This window comes from Lentzea rhizosphaerae (genome assembly GCF_042649515.1).
Taxonomy (GTDB): Bacteria; Actinomycetota; Actinomycetes; order Mycobacteriales; family Pseudonocardiaceae; genus Lentzea; species Lentzea aerocolonigenes.
In genome coordinates this window covers 30,957-45,891 of record NZ_JBHRZI010000025.1, presented here as the reverse complement: position 1 = coordinate 45,891, position 14,935 = coordinate 30,957, and the positions used below count along the sequence as shown (strand labels likewise).

The following is a 14,935-nucleotide window of genomic DNA, read 5'->3' as shown; positions in this document are numbered from 1 at the left end:
CTGACCAAAGGACTCGCCGGACACCTCCCCCCTCGGTCCGGCGTCGGCGCCTCGTGGCGAAGCGACCCCCAGGCTTCGGACCGCGAGGCGCCCCTTTTGGTTTTGGCCCTGGGTGCTCGGCGCTGGCGCGCCTTCGCTGCCTGGCCCAAAAGCGTGTCTTGTGGGGGCCGAGCCCCCACACCCCACGCCGGGGGCAAGCCCCCGGACCCCCGGCCGCCTCGCCTTCGGCATCGGCAGGCCCAATTCGAGTTGTCGGCTGGGTCCTCCCTCGTCTGTTCTCTCCGCGCTCGTCGTTGTGCCGGTGTTTTCGTTGTGTCGCGTAGGTTCTGCGTGTGCAGCGAATTGCTTACGGTGATCACGCCAGTCAGTTCGGCGAGCTTTACCTTCCTGAGGGTGTTACGCAGGGTGCTGTCGTTGTCATTCACGGTGGTTTTTGGCACCAGCGGTACGGACTGGAGCTGGGCCGGCCACTCGCGGATGTGCTGGTGGCTGACGGATTCGCCGTGTGGAACATCGAGTACCGGCGCGTGACCGGCGGTGGCGGGTGGCCGCAGACGGGCGAAGACGTTCTCGCGGCCATCGACGCCGTCGACATCGGTCCCGTGGTGACGCTGGGACACAGCGCCGGTGGTCATCTCGCCGTGTGGGCGGCCAAGCACAGTGCGCGAGTGGTGGGAGCCGTGGCGCAGGCGGCGGTGCTGGACTTCACGAAGCACATCACGCACCGGGCGTTGGAGCTGTGCACCGAAGAGCAGTTCGCGGACGCTTCGCCTGCTGCGCTGGTGCCGATCGGCAAGCCGGTGATCTGCGTGCACGGGGATCGGGACGAGGACGTGCCGGTCGAGCAGAGCACCGGGTTCTGCGCCGTGGAGCCGCAGGCCGAGCTCGTCGTGGTGGAAGGCGGCGGGCACATGGACGTGATCACGCCGGGCACCGAGTCGTGGGAGAGGTGTCGCGCGGCTGTCGGACGGCTTGCGCGCGGCTGCTAGAAAGGGCCGGTGCCGAAGGTTGTCGACCACGAGGAACGTCGTCGCGAGCTCGCCGAAGCGGTGTGGCGCATCGTGCAGCGCGACGGGATCGACCACGCGTCCGTGCGCGCGGTCGCGGCCGAGTCCGGGTGGTCGAGCGGGTCGTTGCGCCACTACTTCCCTACGCAGGACGCGTTGCTGGGCTTCGCGATGGAGCTCGCGTACCGGCGGTTCCTCACGCGACTGGAGAAGATCGGCACCCCGGTCGGCAACCGGGAACTGGTGAAGGCCATCGCGCACGAGATGCTGGCGCTGGACGACGAACGCCGGGTCGAGGCCGCGGTGCTGCTGTCGTTCCTGCCGCGGGCGATGGTCGAACCGTCGTTGCACGAGCTGGAGCGCTACGGCACGCGTCAGCTGTACGGCGAGGTGGCCCGCATTCTCGCTGCCGCCCAAGCGGCGGGGGAGCTGCGGGAGGGCGTCGTGCCGATGAAGGCGGCGCGGCGGCTCATCGTTCTGGTCGACGGGCTCAACATCCACCACGGGCTCGGGCCCGACGAGCTCACGGCCGACGACATGGTCGAGGCCGTCGACGAGCAGCTGGACGCCCTTTTCGCTTAGCTTGGGGCATGTCCTGCTTGTTCTGCCGGATCGTCGACGGTGAGATTCCCGCGACGATCGTGCACGAGACCAAGACGACGCTCGCGTTCCGCGACATCCACCCCAAGGCGCCGGTGCACGTGCTGATCATCCCGCGCGAGCACGTGCCCAACGCCGTCGACCTCGACGGTGCCCAGCTCGGCGACCTCTTCGCCGCCGCGAAGGAGATCGCAGAGGCCGAGGGCGTCTCGGCGAGCGGGTACCGGCTGCTGTTCAACACCGGGCCGGACAGTGGGCAGGAGGTCTTCCACGCTCACCTGCACCTGCTGGGCGGCCAGCGCCTTCAGCCCAGCGCCTGCAACAGCGGAGCGCGGTAACGGGTGCGGTCGCCTGGCAGTTGCTCGGCGCCCCGAACCATCCAGGTTGGCCGGCCCCACGACTCCAGTCCGTGCTCGCGGACGAACGCGATCAGCTCCGGGTCGTGCACGTCCACCCGCACGCTCGGGTTGCCGGCCGCGCAGTCGGCGATGAGGGCGCACGCGTCGGCGGGCGTGTCCGCGATGACCGGGCCGATGAGCATCCGCTCGTCGCGGACCTGCCACGAGCCCGCGACGCCGTGGTCGGAGATCCGCACGGTTCCCATCGCGAGCAACGACTCCCACAGGTACGGCCGCGTGATGCCGGTGACCTTGGTGTCGAGCGCGACGAGGTCGTCGAGGTCCGCAGCCGTCGCGATATCCGATATATCGGATGCGGGCCCGGTGAACCGGCCGGCGTGGATGTCGGTGAAGCCGACGGCGCGGAACCCCAGCTGTTCGTACAACGGCCGGCCCATCTCCGTCGCGAACAACGTCGACACACCGGTATCCAGTACATGGGACACGAGCCGGCGGGCGTGGCCCCGGCGTTCGGCGCGTTCGGCCACCAGCACCATGCTGACCGAGGCCAGTTCCGGGTAGCGCGTCACGATCGTCGTGCCCACGAGCCCTTGCTCGTCGAACAGTCCCCAGCCCTCGCCGTGCGCGAGCAGGAACTCCCACTTCTTCTCCTCGCGCGGCCACGACCGGCTCTCGGCCAGGTCGGAGCACGCGGAGATGTCGTCCAACGTCAGTCGTCGCAGTTCCACGTTTCCCCCAGAAATCTCATCCCAGAAAACACAAAACAGCAATCTCATCCCAGCGCGAGCGACGCGGGCGCGAAGTAGCGTGACCGGTCACCCGGCAACGTCTTCGCGCCGTGCACCATCACCGCGCAGCCGTAGCGCATCTCGAACCCGTTGTCCTTCAGGAAGGCGGCGACGTCCGCGTCGACGGTGTCGACGCGGAACGACCCCCGTCCCGCGACCACGTCGGAGATCATCGCGCACGCGTCGGCCGCGGTGGGCGCGATGAGCGGGCCCACCGCGGGACCGTTCGCGAGCTCGCGCGTGCCGATCAGGCCCAGCCCGCCTTCGAACTCCGCCGTGTGCAACGAGTACTGGGAAGGCGCGAAGTCCCAGAACCCGTCGCGTGAATAGCCGCTGACCTCGTGGTCCAACGCCCGGATCGCGGGCAGGTCGGCCGCGGTGACCGGACGTGTCACGCCGGCGGGTGTCCCGGTGAACACGCCGTGGAACTCACTGGTCGCCCCGACCGGGTGAAAGCCGAGCTTCGCGTACATCGGCTCACCCGCGGGTGTCGCGTACAGCACGGACACAGCCGACTCTCTGATATCCAATATGTTGGACATCAGTGCAGTCGCGACACCTCGGCGTTCGGCCCAGGTGCCGACCAGCACGCCGCTGATCGCCTGCGCCTCGGGATACGGCGTCGACAGCGCCGTGCCCAGGATCGTGCCGTGGTCAAAAGCGCCGAGGCCTGGACCGAGCGAGAGCAGGAGCTTCCACTGCTCAGGACGCCACGTCCAGTTCCGGTCCGTGATGAGCTTCATGCACTCGGGTATGTCGTCGACACCAAGCCTGCGGATCTCCACAGTTCGTGAGCACACACCGTGAGCAATCCGGTAGCCACTCATTTTCGGCCGGACTAGCATCGACGGCACCAGATCCGAGCGACAGGAAGCAGGCCGGGGCCACGTGGCCGAAGAAACACAGCAGAGCAACAAGGAAGGTCAGTCCCGGTTCGCCGTGCCCGATGGTGCGGTGCTCAGCCTGCTGGGGTCGCGCGACGAGAACCTCCGGCTCGCCGAGGAACTGCTCGACGCCGACGTCCACGTGCGCGGGAACGAGATCACCTTGTCCGGCGACCCCGCCGACGTGGCTTTCGCGGAACGCGTCTTCTCCGAGCTCGTCACCCTCGCCGCCCGCGGCCAGGCCGTCGACCAGAACACCGTCCGCCGCACCGTGGCGATGCTGAGCTCGAACACCGACGAGTCGCCCGCCGAGGTGCTCAGCCTGGACATCATCAGCCGCCGCGGCCGCACGATCCGGCCGAAGACGCTGAACCAGAAGCACTACGTGGACGCGATCGACAAGAACACCGTCGTGTTCGGCATCGGCCCCGCCGGCACCGGCAAGACCTACCTCGCCATGGCCAAGGCCGTGCAGGCGTTGCAGGCCAAGCAGGTCAACCGCATCATCCTCACCCGCCCGGCCGTCGAGGCCGGCGAGCGGCTCGGCTACCTGCCCGGCACGCTCTACGAGAAGATCGACCCGTACCTGCGCCCGCTCTACGACGCGCTGCACGACATGGTCGACCCGGAGTCGATCCCGCGCCTGACGCAGGCGGGGACGATCGAGGTCGCGCCACTCGCATATATGCGTGGAAGAACGCTTAATGACGCGTTCATCATCCTCGACGAGGCGCAGAACACCACGCCCGAGCAGATGAAGATGTTCCTCACCCGCCTGGGCTTCGGCTCCAAGATCGTCGTGACCGGTGACATCACCCAGGTCGACCTCCCCGGCGGCCAGCGCAGCGGTCTGAAGGTCGTCAAGGACATCCTCGAAGGTGTCGACGACGTGCACTTCTCGGTGCTGACCAGCCAGGACGTGGTGCGCCACCGCCTGGTCGGCGACATCGTCGACGCCTACGAGAAGTGGCAGGTCGAGCAGGACGTCATCGACCAGAACGGGCGACACCCTGGACCCGGTGCACGCCGGGGGAACCAGCGCCGGGGACGATAGGCGCCGTGAGCATCGAGATCGCCAACGAGTCGGGTGTCGGAGTCGACGAGGGTTCCATCGTCTCCGCCGCCCGCTTCGCGCTGGACCGCATGGGTGTGAGCCCGCTGGCCGAGCTGTCCGTCCTGCTCGTCGAGCTGGACGTGATGGCCGACCTGCACGAGCGCTGGATGGACCTGCCCGGTCCCACGGACGTCATGGCCTTCCCCATGGACGAGCTGGACTCGGCGCGCCGGCCCGACGCCGCGGGGCTCGGTCCCGCGCTGCTCGGGGACATCGTGCTGTGCCCGGCGTTCGCCAAGGACCAGGCCAAGAAGGCGGGCCACGGCCTGCTGGACGAGCTGCACCTGCTGACCGTGCACGGCGTGCTGCACCTGCTCGGCTACGACCACGCCGAGCCCGCCGAGGAGCGTGAGATGTTCACGCTGCAGAACCGCATCCTCGCGGACTTCCGCAACGCGCGCGACGAGGCCGAACGGGCCGCGCTCCAGCGCAGCACGGACGACAAGGTGCTCGGCGCCGTTGGCCTGGACGAGCAGAAGCCTGCCCAGCATCCCGAAGAAGACTGACGCTCATGAGCGAGAACCCAGCCAGTGTGATCGTGCTGGCCGTTCTGCTCGTGCTCGCTGCCGGCGTCTTCGCGTGTGTGGACGCCGCCCTCGGCACCGTGTCACGCGCACGGGTCGAGGCGCTGCAACGGCAGGGGCGCTGGGGCACCGGGCAGCTGCTGCAGGTCCTCAACGACCGTCCGCGGCACGTCAACCTGTTGCTGCTGCTGCGCCTGTTCTGCGAGCTGTCGGCGACGGTGCTCGTCACGGGCGTGTACCTGCAGTACGTGGACCAGGACTGGCTCGCCGTCCTGTACTCCTGCCTGAGCATGCTCGTCGTGTCGTACGTGCTCGTCGGCGTTGGACCGCGCACCATCGGCCGTCAGCACCCGTACGGCGTGAGCCTGCTGGCCGCGGGCACCGTGCGGCAGCTCGGCCGCGTGCTCGGGCCGCTCAGCAAGCTCCTGATCCTCATCGGTAACGCGATCACGCCCGGCAAGGGCTTCCGCGAGGGTCCGTTCAGCTCCGAGGTGGAGCTGCGCGAGCTGGTCGACATGGCCCAGGAACGCGGCGTCGTCGACGAGGGCGAGCGCGAGATGATCCACTCGGTGTTCGAGCTGGGGGACACGATCGCGCGCGAGATCATGGTGCCGCGCACCGAGATCGTGTGGATCGAGCAGACCAAGTCGCTGCGGCAGGCGCTCGCGCTGTCGTTGCGCACCGGCTACACCCGCGTCCCGGTGATCGGCGAGAGCGTCGACGACGTGCTCGGCGTGGTGAACCTCAAGGACCTCATGCGGGCCACGCTCGCCGAGGACGAGGACCCGAAGAGCGTCTCCGAGCTGATGCGCCCGACGAGCTTCATCCCGGACTCGAAACCGATCGCGGACCTCCTGCGCGAGATGCAGCTGTCGCGCAAGCACATGGCGATCGTGGTCGACGAGTACGGCGGCACCGCCGGCCTGCTGACCATCGAGGACATCCTCGAGGAGATCGTCGGCGAGATCACCGACGAGTCCGACACCGACGACCGCCCGCCCGTCGAGCACCTGGAGGACGGTGCGGTGCGGGTCAGCGCGCGGTTGCCGGTCGACGACCTCGACGCGCTGTTCGGCACCGAGCTCGACGACCACGAGGTCGAGACCGTCGGCGGCCTGCTCGCGCAACGGCTCGGGCGCGTGCCGCTGCCCGGCACCGAGGCCGAGATCGCGGGCCTGCGCATGCGTGCGGAGGGCGGCAAGGACGAACGTGGCCGCATCCGCGTGACGACCGTGCTCGTGCGCCCTGTGCAGAAGGAGAGCGAAGAGGATGACTGATGTGAACCCCGAGGACGCCAAGCTCGTGACGCTCGCGCGGTCAGTCCGCGCGCGCAACGGTGCCGCGGAGGGTGCGGCCGTGCGCGACCTCGACGGCCGCACGTACAACGCGTCCACCGTCGCGTTGCCGTCGCTGAAGCTGACCGCGCTCCAGGCCGCCGTCGCCGCCGCGGTGTCGAGCGGGGCGGAGGGCCTGGAGGCGGCGGTCGTCGTCACCGAGGCTGCGGATGCGGACGCGGCGTCGCTGGCCGCCGTGCGCGACCTCACGTCGTCCGCTCCGGTGTTCCTCGCGGACGCCTCCGGAGAGATCCGGAAACAGCTCTAGGCAGAGGCGCCCATCAGGCCGAGCTGCATCATCATGCCCGCGGCGTCCGGGTGGGTGTGGAACTCGGTGATCTTGCCGTTCTCGCACTTCATGAAGTAGGTCCCGCGGCTGGTCACGGCCTTGCCGGTCGCGGGGATCTCCATCCCGCCCATCGCGAGCGTGCCGGTGTTGGTGCCGGTGAACTCGAGCTCGCAGGCCATCTGGTCGTCGGCACAGACCTGGTTGGTCGTGCGGATGTGCATGTCCGGGAACGCGGTGAACCAGGCCTGGGTGTAGGCGCGGGCCTGGTCTCGTGTGCGCATCGGCTCCGGTGTGGTGTCGTCGATCCAGACGAAGTCGTCCGCGAGCAGCTTCACGAAGCCGTCGGGGTCGTGGCGGTCCCACGCGCCGATGCCTTCGTCGTTCAGGCGCTCCAGCTCTTCTCTTGACATGTCGCACTCTCCTTGTGCGCGAGGTACGAAGGGACGCGGGGGACGCGGCGGTCAGCCTGCGCCCGCCTCACCCGTCCGGACCAGTGCCGGAAGACCCCACGAAAGGCCCTATTCCGTGCGACCCAAAATGGGAAATCGCGGAGTGATCTGAATGCGCGATTGACCGTGCGCGCAATTCAGTCCTAGGTTCGGTCGCGGGGAGAAATTCGCGACCAACCCGAGGATGGTCATGAAAAAGCTCAGATCTGTTCTCGTCGTGCTGTCGTTGTTGTTCGCCGGTGTCGTCGCGGCGGCGCCGGCTCAGGCCGAAGTCCGGGCGGGAGCCACCACCGACCGCCTCACCGGCATGATCGTCGGCCATGAACGCGGTCTCACCACGCAGGCCTGGTCGGGCTGGGAGTCGCTGGGCGGCTACCTGATCTCGGCCCCTGCGGTCTCGTCCTGGGCGCCGGGCAGGCTCGACGTGTTCGCCGTCGGTCAGGACCACGCCCTGTGGCACAAGTGGTACGACGGCGGCTGGTCCGGCTGGGAGTCGCTCGGCGGCTATTTGACGTCCGCACCCGCGGCTGTTTCGTGGAGCAACGGAAGAATTGACGTCTTCGGCCGCGGCAGCGACAACTCGCTGTACCACAAATGGTTCCAGAACGGCTGGTCCGGTTGGGAATCACTCGGCGGCTATCTGACGTCGGCTCCCGGTGCTTCTTCGTGGAGCGCCGGACGACTCGACGTGTTCGGGCGCGGCAGTGACAACGCGCTGTGGCACAAGTGGTACCAGAACGGCTGGTCGGGCTGGGAGTCGCTGGGCGGCGTCCTGAGCACCTACCCGGCGGCCGTCTCGTGGGGTTCCGGACGCATCGACGTGTTCGCCGGCGGCACCGACTACGCGCTGTACCACCTGTGGTTCCAGAACGGCTGGTCCGCGTGGGAGTCGCTCGGCGGCACCGTCACCTCGGGTCCTGGCGCCTCGTCGTGGGCCTCCGGACGGCTCGACATCTTCGTCCGCGGCACGGACAACGCGATGCACCACAAGTGGTTCCAGAACGGCTGGTCCGGCTGGGAGTCGCTCGGTGGCGGGCTGATCAGCGGCCCAGCAGCGGTTTCGTGGTCGAACAACCGCATCGACACCTTCGTCGTGGGCACCGACAACGCGCTCTACCACAAGTGGTGGGCGTGATCGGCTAGCAGATTTCGGGACCGGCGACAACCTCGTCGCCGGTCCCAGGGACAATGGACTTCATGGATGGTTACCGCTCCGGGTTCGCGTGTTTCGTCGGACGCCCGAACGCAGGGAAGTCGACGCTGACGAACGCGCTGGTGGGCACGAAGGTCGCCATCACGTCGAACAAGCCGCAGACCACCCGCCACACGATCCGCGGCATCGTGCACCGCACCGACGGCCAGCTCGTGCTGGTCGACACGCCCGGTCTGCACCGGCCGCGCACGCTGCTCGGCCAGCGGCTCAACGACCTGGTGCGCGAGACGTGGTCGGAGGTCGACGTCGTCGGCTTCTGCGTGCCCGCCGACCAGAAGGTCGGTCCCGGCGACAAGTTCATCGCCGCCGAGCTCGAGAAGGTCGCCAAGCGCACGCCCGTGGTCGGCATCGTCACCAAGACCGATCTGGTGTCGCAGCAGCAGGTGATGGAGCAGCTGCTCGCGCTGCAGAAGGTCATGGAGTTCGCCGAGATCATCCCGGTCTCCGCGGTCGACGGCTTCCAGGTCGACAAGCTGAGCGACCTGTTGCTGCAGAAGCTGCCGGAGGGCCCGCAGCTGTTCCCGGACGGCGACCTGACCGACGAGCCCGAGCAGACGCTGGTCGCCGAGCTGATCCGCGAGGCCGCGCTCGAAGGCGTGCGTGACGAACTGCCGCACTCCATCGCCGTGGTGGTGGAGGAGATGCTTCCGCGCGAGGGCCGCGACGACCTGATGGACATCCACGCGTTCGTGTTCGTCGAACGGCCGTCGCAGAAGGCGATCATCCTGGGCCACCGGGGTGAGCGGCTCAAGCAGGTCGGCATGACGGCCCGCAAGCAGATCGAGGCGCTGCTGGGCACCCGCGTGTACCTGGACCTGCACATCAAGATCGCCAAGGACTGGCAGCGCGATCCGAAACAGTTGCGCCGCCTGGGGTTCTGATGGCGAACCTGTACCGCGACACCGGAATCGTGCTGCGCGTGCAGAAGCTCGGTGAAGCGGACCGGATCATCACGTTCCTGACGCAGCGGCACGGGAAGCTGAGAGCCGTCGCGAAGGGCGTGCGCAAGACGTCGTCGAAGTTCGGCGCGCGGCTGGAGCCGTTCTGCCACGTCGACGTGCAGTTCCACCCCGGCCGGTCGCTCGACATCATCACGCAGGTGCAGACGCTCGACGCGTTCGGCGTGGGGATCGTCAACGACTACCAGCGCTACACGGCCGCGTGCGCGATCGTCGAGACCGCCGACCGGCTCACGGCCGAAGAGGGCGAACCGGTCGTACGGCTCTATCTGCTCGTCACGGGTGCCTTGCGCGCGTTGTCCGCAGCAGAACGTGACCCGTCGCTGCTGCTGGACGCGTTCCTCATGCGTGCCATGGCATTCGCAGGGTGGGCGCCCGCGGTGAACGAGTGCGCCAAGTGCGGCACACCCGGCCCACACCGCGCGTTCAGCGTCCAGGCCGGCGGCACGTGCTGCCCGAACTGCCGCCCGCCCGGCTCCGCGTCGCCGTCCGCGGACACGCTGACGTTGCTCTCGGCGCTGCTGCACGGCCAGTGGGGCGTGGTCGACGAGATCCCGCACCTGGCCCGCCGGGACGCGAGTGGCCTGGTCGCGGCACACCTGCAGTGGCACCTCGAACGGCAGCTGCGATCGTTGCCCTTGGTCGAACGCAAGGCCAAGCCGGACGACGGCTAATCTGGCGGCCACCCGATCGCTGCCGAAAGGATGCCGAGCCTCATGCTGCGTCGCCGCCGCTCCGAACGCGAGAAGCGCGTCCCGCGCCCGCCGGAGCCGCACCCGTCCGGCGCGACGCCACCGGCGATCCCCGCCGAGTTCGTGCCGAAGCACATCGCGATCGTCATGGACGGCAACGGCCGCTGGGCCAACCAGCGCGGACTGTCGCGGGTCGAGGGCCACAAGCGCGGCGAGCAGGTCGTCGTCGAGGTCGCCAAGGGCGCCATCGAGATGGGCGTGAAGTGGCTGTCGCTGTACGCCTTCTCCACCGAGAACTGGCGCCGCAGCCCCGAAGAGGTCCGGTTCCTCATGGGCTTCTCGCGCGACGTCATCCACCACCGCACCGACGAGCTCGACGAGCTGGGTGTTCGCGTGCGCTGGGCGGGCCGCCGGCCGCGGTTGTGGCGCAGCGTCATCAAGGAGCTGGAGGTCGCGGAGGAGCGCACCCGCGACAACGACAAGCTCAACCTCGCGATGTGCATCAACTACGGCGGCCGCGCCGAGATCGGTGACGCCGCCCGCGAGATCGCCCGTCTCGCCGCCGCCGGCCAGCTCAACCCGGACAAGGTCGACGAGAAGACCATCGCGCGCTACCTCTACCAGCCCGAGATGCCGGACGTGGACCTGTTCATCCGGCCGTCCGGTGAGCAGCGCACCTCGAACTTCATGCTCTGGCAGTCCGCGTACGCCGAGCTGGTGTTCCAGGACATCCTGTGGCCGGACTTCGACCGCCGCGACATGTGGCGCGCCGTCGAGAAGTTCGCCGAGCGCGACCGCCGCTTCGGTGGTGCGATCGACAAGCCCGATTCGGAGGTGTCGTGAACGCGAGCGGTGAGGCTCTCGAGGCCGCGCGCAAGGCGCTGGAGCTGTTCCACGACGTTGCCGTGGACGACGACGGCGCACTGAGCTTCCGCCACGGCGACGTGCCGTGCGCGGTGCAGGGCATGGAGCTGTCCGAGGGCCTGACCGTGCTCTCGCTGACGTGCGTGGTCGCGTGGGACCTGCCGGGCGAGGCGGCGGTGTGGGTGGCCGAACGCGCCGGTCAGGGCCTGTTCGGCACGCTCGGTGTGATCGCTTCCGAACGTGGCACGGACGTGATGCTGCGGTACGCGTTCCCGGCGGACGGCCTCAAGCCGGAACCGCTGAGCACGTTGCTCATGCTGGTCGTGTCGACCGCCTCGCAGGTGCGCGGCGAGCTCCTCTCCCGCTTTTCCTAGAAAGGACCCCTCGATGGGTGGCGTGATCATTTACGAGCCGGAAGAGGACTCGGACGTCAACGAGTTCCCGTGGACCGTCACGTTCGAGCCGTCCGGCGGCGACGACTGGGACTCGTTCATCTGCGGCCCGTACGAGCGTGACCACGCCGTCGCGCTCGCCGAGGCAGTGGCTCTGGACGACGCCGAGGGCGGTGTGCTGGCCATCGTGAAGCCGATGCTGCCCGCGCTGTCGGCCGAGGACGTCTCGGCCACGATCGAGGAGCTCCGCGAGGCCGCCCTCGAAGAGGACGAAGAGGAGGAGACGGTCAACGGCACGCCCGTCGACTTCGACGACGAGGAAGACCTCGAAGAAGAAGAGGCCGAGTTCGCGGAGCCGCCGTCGCCCGAGGAGATCCGCGAGGGCATGGCGCGCACCTACCGCCGTCTGCTCGACCTGGACGCCGAATGACGATCACCGGCGAGATCCGGTCGTCGAAGCGGCGCTCAGGCCCGCCTCGTCTGAAGATCACGTCGTTGGAGGTGCTGTGCGGGATCCTCGTTCTCGCACTGCTCTTCCAGTCCAGGCTCGTCGACCTGCTCGACGTGCCGAAGCTGCGCACCGCGTCGACCGTGTTCGTGGCGATCTGCGTGCAGGCCATGCCGTTCCTGGTGCTGGGCGTGCTGATCTCCGGCGCGATCGCGGCGTTCGTGCCGGCGTCGGCACTGCGCCGGTTGCTGCCCTCGAAGACCGCTCTGGCCGTGCCCGTGGCAGGTGTCGCGGGTGTGGCCCTGCCCGGCTGCGAGTGCGCTTCGGTGCCCGTGGCGCGGCGGCTGATGCAGCAGGGCGTCGCGCCGGCGGTGGCGCTGACGTTCCTGCTGGCGGCGCCCGCGGTGAACCCGATCGTGCTGGTCTCGACGGCGGTGGCGTTCAACGACACCCCGATGATGGTCGTCGCGCGGTTCGTGGGGTCGTTGCTGACGGCGATGGTCATGGGCTGGCTGTGGGTGCGCTTCGGCAAGATGGAGTGGATCGCCGAACGTGCGTTGGCGCGCCTCGGTGACCACTCCGGCACGTCGAAGTGGGCGGTGTTCGCCGAGAGTGCGCGCCACGACCTCGTGGACGCCGGCGGGTTCCTGGTGCTGGGCGGGTTGTTCGCGGCGGCGTTCAAGACGTTCGTGCCGGTCGCGTGGATGCAGACTCTCGGCGGTCAGATCGTGCTGGGCGTGATCGTGATGGCGCTCCTGGCCGTGATCCTGGCGTTGTGCTCGGAGGCCGACGCGTTCGTGGCGGTGGCGTTCTCCGCGCTGCCGTTGCTGCCGCGGCTGGTCTTCCTGGTCGTGGGCCCCGCCGTCGACGTGAAGCTGATCGCGTTGCAGGCGGGTGCGTTCGGCAAGTCCTTCGCGTTCCGCTTCGCACCCGCTACCTTCGTGGTGGCGATCTTGTGCGCAGTCGTGACAGGGGTGGTGCTGTTGTGAGGCGGGAAACCCAGAACATCCTGCTGGTCCTGCTCGGCGGCGCGCTGCTGAAGATCAGCTTCTCGGGGCTGTACCTGCGCTACGTGCAGAAAGGCCTGCTGCCGCTGCTGATCGCGGCCGGGGTGATCATGATCGGGCTGGCGTTGTTCGCGATCATCCGCGACATCCGGCGCGGCAGGGCGGCCGACGAGCACGACCACGAGCACTCGCACTCGTCGCGCTCGACCTGGCTGATGCTGCTGCCGGTGATGGCGGTGTTCCTGATCTCGCCACCCGCGCTGGGCGGCGACGTCGTGAGCTCGGCCGCCGACACGAACCAGACGCAGCGGTCCCGCAACCTGCTGGGCGAGCTGCCGTCCGGCGACGTCATCCCGTTGTCCATGACGGAGTTCGTCACGCGCACGGCGTGGGACGAGTCCGGCACGCTGGACAACCGGCGCGTTCGCCTGACGGGGTTCCTCACGCGCGCGGAGGGCTCCACGTACGTGGCGAGGCTCGCGATCTCGTGCTGCGCCGCCGACGCACGGCCGTTGAAGGTCAAGCTGGCCGGAGACGTGCCGTCGCTGCCGGACGAGCAGTGGGTGGAGCTCAGCGGGCAGGTGGTGCCGAAGTCGGCGAACGAGAAGAACTCGTGGGTGCCGAGCTTCACGGTGGAGTCGTTCAACGCGGTGGCCGAACCGGCTGAGCCCTACGAGTCCTAGGAACCCCGATGCGCCACGGCGGCATGAGCTTCGGGCCGGGTGACGACGACTTCGGCTTTTTCGCGATCTTCGAGACGGGGTACCGGAACGCGGGCATCCACCCGGCGTGGATCCACGCCTTCCGGGAAACGAGGATCGTTCCGCGTTGGGACCTCAGCTTCCTCTCGGAGCCACAGCACCGCACGTGGCAGGACGCGGTCGACCAGTACATGCGGGACCACCCCGACGCGAGCCCGCCGGATCACCCGGACGAACTGGTGAAGTGGCGTGCGCACCAGATGCTGCAGCCGCTGCGGATGGCGGAGGCTGTGGACGACCCGGACGTGGTCGAGTGGATGCGGCAGCCGGAGGCGAACCACCGCAACCGCGGTCTCGCTCGTTTCCTCCTGGACACGAGGGAGGAACTGCTCGCCGAGTTCCGGACCGACGACCCGTTGCGACGCGGTGCCCTCGTGCTGGCGGAGCGCTGGGGAGGCCCGGAACTGGTGCGCGAGATCGAGGGCTGCCTGGACGTGGATGCCCCGGTCGGCCTCCCCGCGCTGACCGTCATCGCCGTCGCGCGGTTGCGGGTCAGGCCTGCTTGAGTTTCGCCGTGCACTCCGCGCACGTGCCGAAGATCTCGACGGTGTGGCTGACCTCGGAGAACCCGTTCTCGGCTGCCACCCGGTCCGCCCACTTCTCGACGGCGGGGCCCTCCACCTCCACCGTGCGGCCGCAGTGACGGCACACGAGGTGATGGTGGTGGTGGGCCGAGCAACGGCGGTAGATGGCCTCGCCCGAGTCGGTGCGCAGGACGTCGACCTGGCCCGCGTCCGCTAGAGACTGCAGGGTCCGGTAGACCGTCGTCAGGCCGATGCCCTCGCCGCGGCGGCGAAGTTCCTCGTGCAGTTCCTGGGCGCTGCGGAAGTCGTCCAGCTGGTCGAGCAGGTTCGACACCGCCGTGCGCTGCTTGGTGGACCTCAGTCCGGTCACAACTTCTCCTCGACGTGCGTCACAGCGTCCACGACGATGTGCGCCAAGTGTTCGTCTACCAGTCGGTACACGACCTCACGGCCATGTCGTTCGCCGTGCACCACGCCCGCGGACTTCAGCACGCGCAGGTGCTGGCTGATCAGCGGCTGGGCCACCCCGAGCGCCTCGACCAGTTCGTGCACGCAGCGGTCGTGTTCGCGCAGCTGCAGCACGATGGCGATGCGGACGGGGGCGGCGAGCGCGCGCAGCAGATCGCCGGCCTCGGCGAGGGTGCGGGCGGAGCGGGGTGGCGCGGGCGCGGGGGCCTCGCGTTCGGGGGAGTGCTCGCCGTGCAGTTGAGCAGTCATGGCGGCGCAC

General features: G+C 68.7%; 21 protein-coding genes. 16 read left to right on the top strand and 5 right to left on the bottom strand.

Features of this window, described 5'->3' with window-relative positions:
* Positions 1 to 332: 332 nt before the first annotated feature.
* From ACFOWZ_RS29275 to ACFOWZ_RS29265, 3 genes are read left to right on the top strand one after another with little or no spacing between them, the layout of a single operon-like run.
* Complete coding sequence (locus tag ACFOWZ_RS29275) at positions 333 to 989, top strand: alpha/beta hydrolase (RefSeq protein ID WP_382377121.1); 657 nt, start codon at positions 333 to 335, stop codon at positions 987 to 989.
* Positions 990 to 998: 9 nt separating this feature from the next.
* On the top strand, positions 999 to 1,589 hold the full coding sequence (locus ACFOWZ_RS29270; RefSeq protein ID WP_382377120.1) for a TetR/AcrR family transcriptional regulator: 591 nt from the start codon (positions 999 to 1,001) through the stop codon (positions 1,587 to 1,589).
* 8 nt (positions 1,590 to 1,597) lie between these two features.
* Positions 1,598 to 1,945, top strand: coding sequence for a histidine triad nucleotide-binding protein (locus ACFOWZ_RS29265; RefSeq protein ID WP_382377119.1), 348 nt, complete (start codon positions 1,598 to 1,600; stop codon positions 1,943 to 1,945).
* Here the strand turns inward: ACFOWZ_RS29265 and ACFOWZ_RS29260 are convergent.
* Both ACFOWZ_RS29260 and ACFOWZ_RS29255 read right to left on the bottom strand, forming a co-directional pair.
* Positions 1,912 to 2,694: a GNAT family N-acetyltransferase gene (locus ACFOWZ_RS29260; protein WP_382377118.1), complete on the bottom strand. Its 783-nt coding sequence runs from the start codon at positions 2,692 to 2,694 to the stop codon at positions 1,912 to 1,914. The two genes, ACFOWZ_RS29265 and ACFOWZ_RS29260, sit on opposite strands and share 34 nt — an antisense overlap.
* Before the next feature lie 44 nt (positions 2,695 to 2,738).
* Positions 2,739 to 3,497 (bottom strand): GNAT family N-acetyltransferase, encoded by a 759-nt coding sequence (locus ACFOWZ_RS29255; protein ID WP_382377116.1) that lies wholly within the window; start codon positions 3,495 to 3,497, stop codon positions 2,739 to 2,741.
* 145 nt (positions 3,498 to 3,642) lie between these two features.
* Here ACFOWZ_RS29255 and ACFOWZ_RS29250 point away from each other — a divergent pair, with 145 nt between their 5' ends.
* Genes ACFOWZ_RS29250 through ACFOWZ_RS29235 form a run of 4 tightly spaced genes read left to right on the top strand, consistent with a single transcriptional unit; the run spans position 3,643 to position 6,878 of the window.
* A complete protein-coding gene (locus tag ACFOWZ_RS29250; protein ID WP_382377115.1) occupies positions 3,643 to 4,692 on the top strand; it encodes a PhoH family protein in 1,050 nt (349 codons plus the stop codon).
* 5 nt (positions 4,693 to 4,697) lie between these two features.
* Positions 4,698 to 5,258 carry an rRNA maturation RNase YbeY gene (ybeY, locus tag ACFOWZ_RS29245; protein WP_382377113.1) on the top strand — a complete coding sequence of 187 codons (561 nt, stop codon included), beginning with the start codon at positions 4,698 to 4,700 and terminating at the stop codon, positions 5,256 to 5,258.
* A gap of 5 nt (positions 5,259 to 5,263) precedes the next feature.
* Positions 5,264 to 6,553, top strand: coding sequence for a hemolysin family protein (locus tag ACFOWZ_RS29240; protein WP_382377112.1), 1,290 nt, complete (start codon positions 5,264 to 5,266; stop codon positions 6,551 to 6,553).
* A complete protein-coding gene (locus tag ACFOWZ_RS29235) occupies positions 6,546 to 6,878 on the top strand; it encodes a cytidine deaminase (protein WP_382377110.1) in 333 nt (110 codons plus the stop codon). The genes ACFOWZ_RS29240 and ACFOWZ_RS29235 overlap by 8 nt, the downstream gene beginning before the upstream one ends.
* Here the strand turns inward: ACFOWZ_RS29235 and ACFOWZ_RS29230 are convergent.
* The gene (locus ACFOWZ_RS29230) at positions 6,875 to 7,309 is read right to left on the bottom strand and encodes an ester cyclase (protein WP_030472096.1); all 435 of its coding nucleotides are present in this window, start codon (positions 7,307 to 7,309) and stop codon (positions 6,875 to 6,877) included. The two genes, ACFOWZ_RS29235 and ACFOWZ_RS29230, sit on opposite strands and share 4 nt — an antisense overlap.
* A 229-nt stretch (positions 7,310 to 7,538) precedes the next feature.
* On the opposite strand from ACFOWZ_RS29230, the gene ACFOWZ_RS29225 reads away from it, so the two are divergent.
* The 9 genes from ACFOWZ_RS29225 (at position 7,539) to ACFOWZ_RS29185 (ending at position 14,190) form a co-directional block, all read left to right on the top strand.
* Positions 7,539 to 8,483, top strand: a complete 945-nt coding sequence (locus ACFOWZ_RS29225; RefSeq protein ID WP_382377108.1) for a carbohydrate-binding protein — start codon at positions 7,539 to 7,541, stop codon at positions 8,481 to 8,483.
* Between the two features lie 62 nt (positions 8,484 to 8,545).
* On the top strand, positions 8,546 to 9,442 hold the full coding sequence (gene era / locus ACFOWZ_RS29220; protein ID WP_030472098.1) for a GTPase Era: 897 nt from the start codon (positions 8,546 to 8,548) through the stop codon (positions 9,440 to 9,442).
* Positions 9,442 to 10,194, top strand: coding sequence for a DNA repair protein RecO (gene recO, locus ACFOWZ_RS29215; protein WP_382377107.1), 753 nt, complete (start codon positions 9,442 to 9,444; stop codon positions 10,192 to 10,194). The genes era and recO overlap by 1 nt, the downstream gene beginning before the upstream one ends.
* Before the next feature lie 42 nt (positions 10,195 to 10,236).
* The gene (locus tag ACFOWZ_RS29210; RefSeq protein WP_382377106.1) at positions 10,237 to 11,055 is read left to right on the top strand and encodes an isoprenyl transferase; all 819 of its coding nucleotides are present in this window, start codon (positions 10,237 to 10,239) and stop codon (positions 11,053 to 11,055) included.
* Positions 11,052 to 11,450: a YbjN domain-containing protein gene (locus ACFOWZ_RS29205; protein WP_030472101.1), complete on the top strand. Its 399-nt coding sequence runs from the start codon at positions 11,052 to 11,054 to the stop codon at positions 11,448 to 11,450. Before ACFOWZ_RS29210 ends, ACFOWZ_RS29205 begins: the two co-directional genes overlap by 4 nt.
* Positions 11,451 to 11,472: 22 nt before the next feature.
* Positions 11,473 to 11,898 carry a hypothetical protein gene (locus ACFOWZ_RS29200; RefSeq protein WP_382377105.1) on the top strand — a complete coding sequence of 142 codons (426 nt, stop codon included), beginning with the start codon at positions 11,473 to 11,475 and terminating at the stop codon, positions 11,896 to 11,898.
* Complete coding sequence (locus tag ACFOWZ_RS29195) at positions 11,895 to 12,905, top strand: permease (protein ID WP_382377104.1); 1,011 nt, start codon at positions 11,895 to 11,897, stop codon at positions 12,903 to 12,905. Before ACFOWZ_RS29200 ends, ACFOWZ_RS29195 begins: the two co-directional genes overlap by 4 nt.
* Entirely contained in the window at positions 12,902 to 13,606 is a 705-nt protein-coding gene (locus ACFOWZ_RS29190) for a TIGR03943 family putative permease subunit (RefSeq protein WP_030472104.1), read from the top strand. The genes ACFOWZ_RS29195 and ACFOWZ_RS29190 overlap by 4 nt, the downstream gene beginning before the upstream one ends.
* A gap of 8 nt (positions 13,607 to 13,614) precedes the next feature.
* On the top strand, positions 13,615 to 14,190 hold the full coding sequence (locus ACFOWZ_RS29185) for a hypothetical protein (protein ID WP_382377103.1): 576 nt from the start codon (positions 13,615 to 13,617) through the stop codon (positions 14,188 to 14,190).
* On the opposite strand, the gene ACFOWZ_RS29180 is transcribed toward ACFOWZ_RS29185, so the two are convergent.
* Both ACFOWZ_RS29180 and ACFOWZ_RS29175 read right to left on the bottom strand, forming a co-directional pair.
* Positions 14,177 to 14,578 carry a Fur family transcriptional regulator gene (locus ACFOWZ_RS29180; protein ID WP_045310969.1) on the bottom strand — a complete coding sequence of 134 codons (402 nt, stop codon included), beginning with the start codon at positions 14,576 to 14,578 and terminating at the stop codon, positions 14,177 to 14,179. The genes ACFOWZ_RS29185 and ACFOWZ_RS29180 overlap by 14 nt on opposite strands.
* On the bottom strand, positions 14,575 to 14,925 hold the full coding sequence (locus ACFOWZ_RS29175; RefSeq protein WP_030472107.1) for an ArsR/SmtB family transcription factor: 351 nt from the start codon (positions 14,923 to 14,925) through the stop codon (positions 14,575 to 14,577). The genes ACFOWZ_RS29180 and ACFOWZ_RS29175 overlap by 4 nt, the downstream gene beginning before the upstream one ends.
* Positions 14,926 to 14,935: the final 10 nt, after the last annotated feature.